Source organism: Flavobacterium salmonis (assembly GCF_903819435.1).
GTDB lineage: Bacteria > Bacteroidota > Bacteroidia > Flavobacteriales > Flavobacteriaceae > Flavobacterium > Flavobacterium chungangense.
The window spans coordinates 43,563-57,026 of record NZ_CAIJDP010000065.1; the positions used below are offsets into that span (position 1 = coordinate 43,563).

The following is a 13,464-nucleotide window of genomic DNA, read 5'->3' on the forward strand; positions in this document are numbered from 1 at the left end:
TTTATGGAAAGCTTTAAAACTATTGCTATATTCAATTATGACTATGAAACGGTCATTCTTAAACACTTATTAGAGCAGCAAGGAATTCCATATTTTTTTGAAAACGAAATGACTTTGTCGGTTGTTCCAATGTATACTAGCGCATTGGGTGGAATCAAACTCAAAGTTCATCCTGAAGATTTCGAAGAAGTTCAGCAGATTCTGGATAATCTTAATAGTCCTCTTAAAATCGTTTAAAATTATTTAAACAAAAAAAGCTACCATTATGGCAGCTTTCAAACTTTTATTTATTTCTATTTTACTAAAACAGTCTTAGTTCCTTTTCCTTTATCGGTAATAATTTCAAAGTAATAAGTTCCGTTTGATAAAGAACTTACTGAAACAGCATTACTTTTTTCTGTTTTTACCAATTGACCTAAAGTGTTATAAATATTTACTTTTTCTAAGGTTAAAATTTCACTTAAGTTAATATTTACTACTTCTGATGCTGGATTAGGATATATACTAAAGTTATCCATAACAAATTTATCTGTACTTAACATACCTGTTAAACTAAACACCCTAACCTGACCTGTATAGGGACCTTTTAGTGCATTAGCTACAGCTCCTATTACTAAAACTTTGCCATTTGAAGAAAGAGCAACACTTCCTCCACTATTATCATCTACAGCTGTTCCATCAATATCAGCTCCAAACTTTTTCCAGACGCCTGCTACATTTTGATAGGTTCTAACATGTCCGGTATTTTTTCCGGCTTTTCCATAATTATAAATGGCACCAACAGCTAAAATTTTTCCATCAGAAGAAAGAGAAACATCTTGACCACTATAATCCCTATATTCTTCTCCATTGATATCACTTCCTATTTGTTTCCAGGTACCTGCATTATTAAAATAAACCCTAACGTGACCTGAATCTGATCCATTACCATCATTTCTGGGAGCTCCAATTGCTAGAATAGTTCCATCTGAAGATAGTGCTAAATTATTACCACTCAAATCACCGGCACCTTCTCCATTAATATCATTTCCTATTTGTATCCAACTGCCTGAAATATTCTGAAATACTCTTACCTGTCCTGAATCTTCCCCATTACCATCACTTTCAGGAGCACCAACTGCTAAAATAGAACCATCAGCCGATATTTTAAGCTTTTTTCCAAATCGATCTGAGGCTAATTTACCGTTAATTGCATTTCCTATTTGTGTCCAGCTGCCTGAAATATTTTGAAAAACAGTTACTTGTCCTGATTTTACTGCGCTTCCATTTTTATTATAAGCGCCAATACCTAAAATTGAACCATCGGAAGAAATTGAAACACTAGTTCCAAAAAAATCTCCCGCTGTTAAACCATACAAATTTCCTATTGTCGTCCAGGTACCACTTACATTTTTATATACATCAACACTTCCTGCATTATTTCCATTATTTGAATTTTCCGGGTTACCAACTGCTATAATAGTGCCATCACTAGAAAGTGAAATACTAGTACCTGATAACCAGCTGCTTTTAAGATCTGCACCAAGCTGTATCCAACTACCATCTACATTTTTATATACTCTTACTGTATTAAAACCTATACCACCGCTTGCTATAATGGTTCCATCTGCTGAAATAGCAACGCTGCTACCAAATTGATTATTTTCTGCATCTCCGTATATGTCGTTACCAATTTGAGCTTGGCTAAAACTGAATAAAGGAAATAAAATTAAGAGTAAAGTTTTTTTCATAAAAGATATTGATTTAAAAAATTTAGCTGTAAATATAAAAATTATAATAAGCAATCACGGAAAAGCAAACATTGATCAGTTTAAAAAAAATTCACCAATTTTTAAATAATATCAAAATTGTCTGAATCAAACTAAATTTCAATTCAAAATTTTTTTTTCTCTTTTAAATTTCAAAGTTGTCAACATATATTAAATACAACAAAAAGAAAATTTTAAATTTAATTAATTTTTGATGGTTATTATAGTGTGTTAATATGTGCAATAATTTTATTTTTAAAAGTATTGAAATGAAGTTACTCTTAGTTATATAGAGTTATCAACATACTTATATTTTGTTAAATGATTAATTTATAAGACTTTTTGTATTTTAATTAACAACGGTTCACAACCAAATTTTAATTCATTTTGTAAATAAGTTGATATGTGGATTATTGTTGAAAATGGCAATTTTGATATTGATAACTTTTCTAAAAATTCATGAAACTTTTCTTGCATTTTAAATTTCAGTTTTGGATTACGTATTTTTTTTAAACATCCAAAAAAAACTTCTAATTTTCTATCTGAACTTATTAACATTTTCTGTTAATTTAAAGTTAACTGAATATCAACGAATTACAAACTCATATTAACATCACAAAATTTTAACAAATATTTTATTTATTTCTTACTGATTATGAAATACTTACACCAAAGTTAAAATTGTTAATAACCGATAATGTTTTGATATAAAGTGATTTATATTTATAGTATATTTTAACTTAAAATGAGTATTTGTAATATGATGCAAAGTTATAAGAGAAAGTCTATTTTAATCACTGATGAAAAATACAATCTGAAATTTCTGGATGTAATAATAGTTGAAATTTATGTAATCGCAGCTAACTTTTCTTTTTCAAATAGAATTACTTCTGGATTCTTTGGTTAAATTTGCAGGACACAACTTAATAGTATTTAAAATGAAAATTTCGATAGGAAACGATCACGCAGGACCGGAGTATAAAAAAGCAATTGTAGCTATGCTTAAAGCAAAAGGATATGAAGTAACCAATTACGGAACAGATTCTGAGGATTCTGTAGATTATCCTGATTTTGGTCATCCGGTTGCGACTGATGTATCTGAAGGAAAAGCTGATTTTGGAATCGTTATCTGCGGAAGCGGAAACGGAATAGCCATGACAGTGAACAAACATCCAAAAGTAAGAGCCGGTTTATGCTGGAGTAAAGAAATTGCCGTTTTAGTCCGTTTGCATAATGATGCTAACATTATCAGCATTCCGGCGCGTTTTACATCAATTCCACAAGCAGTAGAAATGGTTGAAACTTTTTTGAATACTGAATTTGAAGGAGGAAGACATCAAAATAGGGTAAATAAAATTGCCTGTTCATAAAAAGTCAAAAAAATTCGGTGCTTCGCACCTATTGAAAGAAACACCGGGCGGATTTTTAAATTTGTCCGGCGTTTTTATTTAAAACATTGTATATCAGTAATTATAAAGTTCTTTTTTAGATATTAACATTGTTAATATCTACTTTTTGTAATTTAAGAAGACAATTATAAGAGTAATCTGTATACCCAAAATTCCGCAAAACTTCACGATAAAGGATGATTTACTCGTTTTATGTCTGAACAATAACATTGCTAATAATAAACCAATAGAACCTCCAAAAAAAGCCAGTGAAAAAAGTGTATTTTCAGGAATTCTGCGTTTATTTTTCTGTGCTTGATATTTGTCATATCCTGCTATAATAAAGACAGTAAAATTTATAATTAAAAAATACAGTAATAAAACTTTCATAGGCTTAAAATTAAAAACAAAGATATTATTTTAGCCAAGTGAATGATAAATCATCCAAAAAGTTTAATTGGCAGATTCTATCATTTTGTAATTAAGAAATATATTTCATTAAAAGTATGACTAATATTCAATTCATTGCGAAATCTGTTCAGACAGCAGCAATTAACATTCAAAAAACCGTTCAATTATTAGAAGAAGATTGCACGATTCCGTTTATTTCCCGTTACCGAAAAGATACAACCGGAAATCTGGATGAAGTTGTAATTGAACAGATTGCAAAGCTTCAAAAAGAATACGAAACACTTATAAAACGTAAAGAAGCGGTTTTAAAATCTATCGAAGAACAAAAGGCCCTTACGCCGGAATTAAAGAAAAAGATTGAAGATAGTTTTGATTTGCAGGAGATAGAAGATTTTTACCTTCCGTACAAAAAGAAGAAAAAAACAAAAGCCGATGTGGCCCGCGAATTCGGTTTGGAACCTTTGGCAAAAATCATTATCTCAGAAAGTAATGTCGATGTTGATTTTATTTCAACGCAATATATTAATGAAAATGTAATTAATGAAGAAGCTGCGATGCAAGGCGCGAGAGATATTGTAGCCGAATGGATCAATGAAAATATTTATGTACGTAAGCAGCTGCGAAGATTGTTTCAGCGAAAAGCAACCATTGCTACTAAAGTCGTTAAAAAGAAAGCAGAGGAAGAGGGCGCACAAAAATTCAGTCAGTATTTTGATTGGGAAGAGCCTTTGACAAAAGCTCCTTCACACCGTTTATTAGCTATGCTTCGTGCAGAAAATGAAGGTTTTGTAAAGATGAAAATTGATGTTGATCTGGATGAAGCCTACGATATTATTGATGAAATCATCATTAAAAAACAAAATAGTACTACGGCTCATTTACAACTGGCAATTGAAGATAGTTACAAACGTTTATTGAATCCGGCTATTGGAAATGAAACTTTGCAGGAAGCAAAAGCAAAGGCAGATGCAAATTCTATTCAGGTTTTTGCTAACAATTTAGGTCAGTTGTTATTGGCTCCGCCGTTGGGAGAAAAAAGAATTTTGGCGATTGACCCAGGATTCAGAAGCGGTTGTAAAGTAGTTTGTCTGGACGAGAAAGGAGATTTATTGTATAACGAAACCATTTATCCGCACGCGCCTCAAAATGAGGAAGCAATGGCGATCAAAAAAATCCGTTCTATGGTAAATGCCTATCAGATTGATGCAATTTCTATTGGAAATGGAACGGCTTCGAGAGAAACAGAGTTCTTTATCAAAAAAATCGCGTTTGACAAACCACTGCAGGTTTTTATAGTTTCAGAAGCTGGGGCTTCGGTTTACTCAGCATCAAAAATTGCGAGAGAAGAATTTCCTAATTATGATGTTACGGTTCGTGGTTCTGTTTCTATCGGAAGACGACTTTCAGATCCTTTGGCAGAGTTGGTAAAAATCGACCCAAAAGCAATTGGAGTAGGGCAGTACCAGCATGATGTGGACCAGACGAAATTAAAAGAAGAGCTTGATAATACAGTAATAAGATGTGTGAATTCAGTTGGAATCAATATCAACACTGCCAGTAAACATTTGCTAAGTTATGTGAGTGGAATAGGAGAGAAGCTTGCTGAAAACATTGTACAATACCGTTCTGAAAACGGGCCTTTTGAAGACAGAAAACAGCTAAAAAAAGTGCCTCGTTTAGGAGATAAGGCGTATCAGCAAGGTGCAGCATTTATCAGAATTTCGAATGCAAAAAATCCATTGGACAATTCGGCAGTGCATCCTGAAGCGTATCCTGTTGTAGAGAAAATGGCAAAAGATTTGAAACTTTCGGTAAACGATTTAATTGCCAACAAAGATAAAACAGCGCTTATTAAGGCCGAAAACTACATTACACCAGAAATTGGTTTACTAACTTTAAAAGACATCATAAAAGAGCTTGAAAAGCCCGGATTAGATCCAAGAAAGTCAGCTAAGGTTTTTGAATTTGATGCAAACGTAAAATCAATTAAAGATTTAAAAACCGGAATGATCTTGCCGGGAATTGTGAACAACATTACCAATTTTGGCTGTTTTGTAGATATCGGAATAAAAGAAAGCGGACTGGTCCATATTTCGCAATTGAAAGCCGGTTTTGTGAGTGATGTAAATGAGGTTGTAAAATTACATCAGCATGTTGATGTGAAAGTTACTGAGGTTGATGAGGATAGAAAGAGGATTCAGTTGACGATGATACTATAAAAGACTAAAGCCCCGATTTTTTTAGGGGCTTTTTATTCTATTTGTCTAAAATCCAAGTACTCATTTTATCAAGTACTTTAGGAGAGATAGTTTGTTCTATTTCGGCATATTCAGCGAGTGCACCAGTTTTACATTCTTGAAACAGGTGATTCATTCCTTCGAATTCATAAGTTTCAAAATTTTTATTTTTGGCTTTTTTTAATAATTTTTCAATTGCGGCTAAGTTATCTTTTGCGGGAACTTGAAAATCTAAACTTCCGTTGATTGCTAGCACAGGTATTTTTATTTGTGAAACATAATTATCAGGATTAAAACTAATAAAGTATCTAAACCAAGTATTTTTTAACTGTTTCATATTCTCTTCGTTTATTTCTTCCCCATCTTTGGTTAGAAAATTTTTTAAATCTTTTTCGTAATCATTTCCAGCGTAATTTTTTATAAAGGCAAATGTTTTTTGGTTTGATTGTAGTTCTTTTTGCAAATTTTCTTCATTCATACCTGTTAATTTCGATGATAAATAAATTTGTTTAGCTAACAATTCATCGATAGGTATTCCAGGACCAGCCATTAAAATCATAAAAGATACCTTTTTATTCAATGATGCTACTATTGGAGCAATCATTCCGCCTTCGCTATGTCCTATTAATCCAATGTTTTGATACCCTTTTTTTATCAAGAAGTCTACAGCAGCACTAATATCGGTAGCATAATTATAGGTCGTTTCACTTTTGCTAGCTTGTGAGGAGCCACCTACCCCGCGGTCATCCATTCTAAGAGTTGCAATTCCCTTTTTGGCAAAATCATCAGCAATAACAGCAAAAGGTTTGTGCCCAAAAAGCTCTTCATCACGATTTTGCCTACCAGAACCTGTTATCATGACTAAAATGGGTCTTTTTTTATCAAAATTTTTCGGTTCAGAGATTGTTCCTGCCAACGTATTTTTATCAGTTGGGTTTACAAAACTTATCTCTTCGGTAACATAATTAAAAGGTGCTTTAGGAGTTTGAGGCCTATTTATTTTCTTTACAGTTTCACCATCCTTTAGTTTTGTAAAAATCAAAGGCATCTCCATACCACCTTGTTTAAAAACACCATCAATTGTTTCATTACTATATTTTCCTGAATAGCTAAGACCTAGAGAAGCAGCATCAAATAAGAGTTGATTTTCAATAAAGCTTATCGTAGAAATTGGAATATTAGTAGCGCCTTGTTTTGGACTTTCTAGACTTGAAATGAGTTTATTACCATCTTTTTTGATATGAATAATCAATGGAAGTTTCATTCCTTGAACGTCTAATTCGCCTTGCCAAGAGCCTGTTATTTCTTGCGCGAAAATAAATTGAATGCTTAATAGCATTAGGGTTAAAATTTTTGTTTTCATGGTTTTCAATTTTTTATTTTAGACAATAGATTGTTAGCCTTTTACAAATTATTTAAATTTGAAAGGGATGTTAATAAGAATAGAATTTTGATTTTAAAGGTTATATCAAAGATTCAAATTTTGAATATAAACCTGATGAAAAAGTATAAAAACGAATAATAATACTGCAAATAAGGCAATGTGCTGCCATTTTTTAAAGTTAGTAGCAGTTTTAAAACCGTTATAAATCAAAACAAAACCGTAAATAATAATGGCAAGTAGTATCAACATGCAAAATACGAATGGTACTAACTCTAGGGGATTTATTTTTAAAGTATTTACTGCTTCGGCATTTGTTTTTAGATTTTTAGCCAAACTATTCATGCTAATAATTTTTATACATAGTAAGACAAGAAAGTTAGGTGCTTGCGAAATTAAAACGGTATTTGCAATATCAATAAATCGTGTTTTTTTATTAATTATTAGTGCCAATAAAAAAAGAAAAATGATGGCAGAAACGTTGCTAATAGTAACCAACAAAAAGGCAGAGGTTAGGCTTAGGTTTTCATTTTCAGTAAAATGAAAGAGGCTATCCATTTGGATTTTTGTAAAAAAGCAAGTAAAGAAGTTGATAATGAAATACAAAACACCAGTAATAAACAATTGTTTTTCTGAAAATTTTGAAAACGGATTTAATAGAAATTTCCAATTCATGGTTATGATTTTAATTTTTTAATTTTTTCAATGAGGTCATCCATTTTATTCCGCATAGTAGGATAAGAGTTTCCTGCTTGTTTAGCCATTTCTTTGATACTTCCACTTGAAAGAAAAAATTCCAGAATAAAATCTTGATCCTCTCTGCTTAATTTTAAATACAGTGGCAAATCATAAGTACCACTTACTTCGGTTTGACACTGATCGCATTTCATCATGCTTACTCGTAAAGCATTTTCGCAACTTGGGCAATTAACAGGTAGTTTCATTTTAACAAAGTTAAATATATTTTTAACAAAGTTAAAAATATTTTTGATATTATATCATTTTTTTTTAAAAATGAAGTATAATTAAAAAAACAGATAAAGATTTAAACCATGAAATGTGAAGAACATTACCAATTTTGGCTGTTTTGTAGATATCGGAATAAAAGAAAGCGGACTGGTTCATATTTCGCAATTGAAAGTAGGTTTTGTTAGTGATGTAAATGAGGTGGTTAAACTTCACCAGCATGTTGATGTTAAAGTTACTGAGGTTGATGAGGATAGAAAGAGGATTCAGCTGACGATGATATTATAGAAATTCCAATTTTAAAATTCTTAAAATTTTCACATAAAAAAAACTCCCAAATTACAATGTAGTTTGGGAGTTTTGTTTTTATAAAATGTGGAAATTATAATTTTATGAATTTTTGAGAAGTTTCTCTGGTTTCTGTTTTAATTTTAATCAAATACAAACCAGGAGTAAATGAACTTACATCTATTGATGAATTTACATTTTCGTTGGTATAAATTAACCTTCCTATTAAATTATAAATTTTTACAGAATAATTATTTGTTTCGTTTAAGGAGTTTATGTTTAATATACTCTTGGTTGGATTTGGCGATAAAGAAAATTGTTTGTTTTCTTGAATGAAATCTTCGTTAGATAAGGTAACTTCATTTCCTTTTATGCCAATTAAATGAGCAGATCTATGATCTTTTTTATAAGTAGTAAAATTGCCCCCTACCAGAAGTTCTCCATTATCTTGCTGAAGTATAGCATTGACAGCGTAATTTAACCCTGTTCCAATATCAAAGGAATCATCTTTGGACCCATCAGAATTTAAGCAAATAAGATTATTTTGATTGTTTTGCTGATAAGAATTAAAAGTACCTCCTACAAGAATTTTTCCATTGGGTTTTATTGATGTAGTAATAACTCCACTTGGTGTAGTACTGGCATCATAGCTAAATCCTGTTCCAATATCGAAAGAATTATCTTTGCTACCATCGCTATTTAAACGAATTAAATTTCTTTGAGAGACTCCCTGATAATTTGTAAACTCACCTCCCACAATTATTTTTCCGTCATTTTGCAAAACTAAAGATAAAATCTGACTATCAAATCCGGTTCCTATATTAAAGGAATCATCTTTGGTACCATCGCTGTTTAAACGAATTAAATACTTTTGGTTTTTTCCATTAAAGGCGTAAAAGTCTCCGCCGGCAAGTATTTTTCCGTCTGGTTGTAAAACGATAGATTTGATGCCAATTGTGTAGAGATATACATCAAATTTTGTTTTAAAAGAAGTATCGCGAGAACCGTCTGTATTTAAACGAACCAAATAAAAATCTGAAGAATTTTGTTCAAAACCTCTTCCAAAAATTATTTTTCCATCAGGCTGTAATACTACACTATTAATAATACCCAATTTAGATGAATACTTAAAGGAATTATCAATACTACCATCTGAATTTAAACGAATGATATACCAAAAACCTTCTATTCCCTGATATTCAGTAAACTTCCCTGTTACAAGAATTTTTCCATCCGTTTGTAGTACTATTGTGTTAACACTATTGTCAAATCCGGTACCAATATTAAAAGATTCATCTTTAGTACCATCAGGATTTAATCGAATTAAATATTTTTGAGCAATTCCATTATAGGATGTAAATTCTCCTCCTACAAGAATTTTTCCATCATCCTGTTTGGTTATAGCATATATGTTATCATTGAATCCTATCTTTATTCCAAAATCTGTATTTCGATTACCATCTGGATTCAGACAAGTAAAACTATTTTGAGTAAATGCATTATAGCTGGTATAAAGACCACTTACAAGAATATTTTCATTGGCTTTGAGTGTAATCGAATATACGGTACATCCATAAACAATATTAGGAAGTTTCTCAGAAGAAAAGCCTTCACCAATATTAAAAGAATTGTCAATAGTTAAGTTAGTATTAAAACGACGAATTTTTTTTGAAAAATCTCCCCCAGCCAATATTTTTCCATCATTTTGAATGGCTACCGTATATACAGTACCATCAAATCCAGAAGCGTTATTAAAGCTGCCACTAGAAACATTTCCCTTAGTATCCAGACGGATTAAACGATTGTAGGTATTTCTTTGATAGACGGTAAAACTTCCACCAACAACTATTTTTCCATCTGTCTGTATTGCTATGGATTGAACACTCCCGTTAAATCCTGTTCCTGTAACAAAAGAAGTATCATAATTTCCATTATCATTTAACCGAATAAGACTATTTGAAGTTAAATTTTTATATTGAGTAAAGCTTCCTCCCACAATTATTTTACTATCATTTTGCAAAATAATTGAATTAACGTTACCATTAAATCCTGTTTCAATATTAAATGTGTCATCATTGGTTCCATCACTATTTAACCGAATTATTTTTCTCTGACTTTTATCCTGGTAAGAATTAAAATTACCTCCGACAAGAATTTTACCATCTGTCTGAATAACTACAGATCTTACAATATTATCAAATCCAGTTCCAACATCAAAAGAATTATCTTTACTTCCGTCCGTATTCAAACGAGCTAAACGATTGCATTCAAATCCCTGATAAGAAGTAAACGCACCACCGATAATTATTTTTCCATCGTTTTGAAGAGCTATAGTTAAAATCGAATTATTAGGTCCGGTTCCTATTTCAAATGATTCATCTTTACTTCCGTCTGAGTTTAAACGAATCAAAAAATTTTGTTTAAGGCCTAAATAAGTTGAAAAGTAGCCCCCAACAAGTATTTTCCCATCAGATTGAATAATACTTTTATAAACAGTACCGGTTGCATTAAAACCTGGACTTATACCCAATGGCAATGTTATGTCTCCAATATTTTGTGAAAAAGCTATTAAAAACTGTAAAAATAAAATTAAAAAGAGTAAAGTTTTTTTCATAAATATAAATTTCATCAAATATATAAAGATTTCCCTGCAAATTTTTTAAACTAGATTATTAAATAAAAACGTCAAATTACAATCACAGTTTTTGGAGTTTTCTTTTTAAAAAATATTCTTCCCAATACTATATATTTGTAAGAAATCATTAAATCCCCAAATCATGAAAAAAATTATCTTAATTGTAATCGCAGTTTTGTTCTCGACTATTGGTCACGCTAAATTTATTCAGGCAGTTTTGTATATGGAAGACGGAACTAAAAAAGCAGGTTTGGCCGAAATGGTCGAAAATGGCGATTCTAAAGTAATTTTCAAAACAGATGAAAAAGCAAAAAAGGAAAAAATTGCAAGTGATGTTATCAAAAAAATAGAATATACAGATGGTGAGAATGAGTTTTTAGCCGAAAGATTCTATTTAACCTCTGCAGGTGCATTTTCCGGAAAGTTTTCTAAATCAAAAGAGAAAAAATGGTTTTATATTCTCTATGACAGAGATATCAAAATTGGATGTGTTGATTTTGCAGGAACGATGCAATATAATGCTGTAAAAGGTAAAACTTCAGGTCAGTCAGGAGATACTACCTATTTTTTTGGTAAGAAAAAAAGCGATGAATTGTATTTTGGGTTTTTAAAATCAAATGCCGGCATCGCTGTTCATACGGAAACCGGTTCAAATATCAAAAAAATGTCTAAAGAGGCGTTTGCAGGATGTCCAAAACTCATTGCTGCTATTGAAAAAGAAGATTTTAAAACTAAAACAGCATTAGAGCAGCTGATTCGTATTTTTGAAAGAAATAAGTGTAAGTAAGAATCTTAACAATAAAAAAACTCCCAAATTACAATGTAGTTTGGGAGTTTTTAGTTTATAAGTTATTTTATGATGACTTTTTTGGTGATACTTTTAGCACCGTTTGTAATTTTTATCAGATACAAACCAGAGGATTGGTTAGCTAAATTAATATCAGTATTTTCAGAAGTTGTTTTTTGTTCTGAAATAAGGTTTCCCTGCGGAGTGAAAACTGTAATCAATGAATTTTCAGGCGCCAGAACAGTAAATTTATCTGCACTCGGATTTGGGTAAAGCGAAACTGTAGATTCTTCAATATCAAAATCATTATTGGATAAAGTTGCGCTCGGAGGCAAATAAAAATTACCGGTTAATAAAAACGAATACAATGTTTTCATTGTGTGATTAAAGTAGTTGCCTGGCTCGTTTGTACTTTTTAAATCAGCATAAGAAGCATCTAAATGGCCTTGATTTTCTCCAGCCATTGCTGCACAAGCAAAAGCACCCACAAAAGGAGCGTTGTGCCATTGTCCAATTAGCGTTCCATTTTGATTGTAACCATCTTTGATATTTGCCGTTCCACCAAGAGTTATTCTAACAAAATCTGAGGATTTTTTAGAATACGTTTTAGCATCCGGAGTTCCATACCATAAATAATCAACAGCAATTCTCCAAGGCGTTCTGCATGCATCATAAGTATACAATTTACCTTGATTAGCATATCCGTTAGCTTCAGATGAGTAAGCGCCTGATGCCGTACACCAGTCAGATACTAAACCGCCAACAGCATTGTTTACAGTTAAATTATTATTGATTATAGTATAAGCTTTGGAAGCAACAGCATTCCAAAAAGTGGTATCATTCGTAAAAACACCAAAAGCTCTGTAATAAGCAGGAGAAAAATAGGAAGGATTGGTAATTGAGCTTCCGCCAAAAGCATCTCCAGGTTTTAGCACAAAAGTGTTGGCTTCTATTTCATGGGTTTTGATGGCAGTAATTAAAGTTTTAGCATCATTTTTATAATTTATTGTTCCGATGCTTCCCCATTGATAATCGGCAACGATTAATGCAAATGCAGCGTCTAATTCGGCATCTGTAGCACCGTTGGAACCATTGATTCCTGAACATCCATTGATTTTCCAATTCATTACACCATTGGCATTAACATTATCTTTATAGTACAGCCAGAGACCGTCAAAAAGATCTTTATCGCCTTTGTAAACACTAAGCAGCATTCCATAGGCAATTCCTTCTGAAACGGTTTCTGAGGAATTAAATTTTACCCTGTATCTTCCATTCGTACAGGACTCCGTAAAGTTGGATTTCCAGGTATCATAATTGGCTTTGGCATCCTGGCTATCTTTTGTCGTTGCCATTAAGCCATTATTAAAAGTAATATTGGCAGGAAAAGGTTTTGTTGCTTGTGAATAATTTTCTACACATAGAAAAAAACTCACCAATAAAAATAGGTTTTTCATATTTATATAAATTTAGGGACGATAAAAGTAAGATTTTTTATATAAATAAAAAAACCCGAAATCATAATTAATTCAAGTTGCTAGTTAATTGATTTGTTTAATTGTAGTGCGAATACAAAGAGTGTAAGCTTTATAATAAACCCATCGAGTGTCACCGCGTGTATTG

11 protein-coding genes and 1 pseudogene are annotated in these 13,464 nt (G+C 31.6%); 5 read left to right on the forward strand and 7 right to left on the reverse strand.

Features of this window, described 5'->3' with window-relative positions; translation table 11 throughout:
* Positions 1–3 precede the first annotated feature (3 nt).
* Positions 4–237 carry a putative signal transducing protein gene (locus FLACHUCJ7_RS09245; protein ID WP_180908693.1) on the forward strand — a complete coding sequence of 78 codons (234 nt, stop codon included), beginning with the start codon at positions 4–6 and terminating at the stop codon, positions 235–237.
* A gap of 56 nt (positions 238–293) precedes the next feature.
* Here FLACHUCJ7_RS09245 and FLACHUCJ7_RS09250 read toward each other — a convergent pair whose 3' ends face one another.
* A complete protein-coding gene (locus FLACHUCJ7_RS09250; protein WP_078226739.1) occupies positions 294–1,730 on the reverse strand; it encodes a T9SS type A sorting domain-containing protein in 1,437 nt (478 codons plus the stop codon).
* 956 nt (positions 1,731–2,686) lie between these two features.
* Here FLACHUCJ7_RS09250 and rpiB point away from each other — a divergent pair.
* Positions 2,687–3,118: a ribose 5-phosphate isomerase B gene (rpiB, locus tag FLACHUCJ7_RS09255; protein WP_078226741.1), complete on the forward strand. Its 432-nt coding sequence runs from the start codon at positions 2,687–2,689 to the stop codon at positions 3,116–3,118.
* Positions 3,119–3,256: 138 nt separating this feature from the next.
* On the opposite strand, the gene FLACHUCJ7_RS09260 is transcribed toward rpiB, so the two are convergent.
* A complete protein-coding gene (locus FLACHUCJ7_RS09260) occupies positions 3,257–3,526 on the reverse strand; it encodes a DUF1294 domain-containing protein (RefSeq protein WP_180908694.1) in 270 nt (89 codons plus the stop codon).
* 116 nt (positions 3,527–3,642) lie between these two features.
* Here FLACHUCJ7_RS09260 and FLACHUCJ7_RS09265 point away from each other — a divergent pair, with 116 nt between their 5' ends.
* Complete coding sequence (locus FLACHUCJ7_RS09265; protein ID WP_180908695.1) at positions 3,643–5,766, forward strand: Tex family protein; 2,124 nt, start codon at positions 3,643–3,645, stop codon at positions 5,764–5,766.
* 37 nt (positions 5,767–5,803) lie between these two features.
* Here FLACHUCJ7_RS09265 and FLACHUCJ7_RS09270 read toward each other — a convergent pair whose 3' ends face one another.
* The 3 genes from FLACHUCJ7_RS09270 to FLACHUCJ7_RS09280 form a co-directional block, all read right to left on the reverse strand.
* Complete coding sequence (locus FLACHUCJ7_RS09270; RefSeq protein ID WP_180908696.1) at positions 5,804–7,147, reverse strand: alpha/beta hydrolase family protein; 1,344 nt, start codon at positions 7,145–7,147, stop codon at positions 5,804–5,806.
* A 105-nt stretch (positions 7,148–7,252) separates the two neighbouring features.
* Entirely contained in the window at positions 7,253–7,840 is a 588-nt protein-coding gene (locus FLACHUCJ7_RS09275) for a YIP1 family protein (RefSeq protein ID WP_180908697.1), read from the reverse strand.
* 2 nt (positions 7,841–7,842) lie between these two features.
* Positions 7,843–8,109: a DUF2089 family protein gene (locus FLACHUCJ7_RS09280; RefSeq protein ID WP_078226746.1), complete on the reverse strand. Its 267-nt coding sequence runs from the start codon at positions 8,107–8,109 to the stop codon at positions 7,843–7,845.
* A 115-nt stretch (positions 8,110–8,224) separates the two neighbouring features.
* On the opposite strand from FLACHUCJ7_RS09280, the pseudogene FLACHUCJ7_RS09285 reads away from it, so the two are divergent.
* Positions 8,225–8,419: pseudogene (locus FLACHUCJ7_RS09285) on the forward strand (S1 RNA-binding domain-containing protein); the annotation flags it as partial.
* A gap of 94 nt (positions 8,420–8,513) precedes the next feature.
* Here the strand turns inward: FLACHUCJ7_RS09285 and FLACHUCJ7_RS09290 are convergent.
* Complete coding sequence (locus FLACHUCJ7_RS09290; protein ID WP_180908698.1) at positions 8,514–11,033, reverse strand: T9SS type A sorting domain-containing protein; 2,520 nt, start codon at positions 11,031–11,033, stop codon at positions 8,514–8,516.
* Positions 11,034–11,196: 163 nt separating this feature from the next.
* Here FLACHUCJ7_RS09290 and FLACHUCJ7_RS09295 point away from each other — a divergent pair, with 163 nt between their 5' ends.
* Positions 11,197–11,841 (forward strand): hypothetical protein, encoded by a 645-nt coding sequence (locus FLACHUCJ7_RS09295; protein ID WP_078226748.1) that lies wholly within the window; start codon positions 11,197–11,199, stop codon positions 11,839–11,841.
* A 62-nt stretch (positions 11,842–11,903) separates the two neighbouring features.
* On the opposite strand, the gene FLACHUCJ7_RS09300 is transcribed toward FLACHUCJ7_RS09295, so the two are convergent.
* On the reverse strand, positions 11,904–13,298 hold the full coding sequence (locus FLACHUCJ7_RS09300) for a glycosyl hydrolase family 8 (RefSeq protein ID WP_180908699.1): 1,395 nt from the start codon (positions 13,296–13,298) through the stop codon (positions 11,904–11,906).
* Between the last annotated feature and the right edge of the window lie 166 nt (positions 13,299–13,464).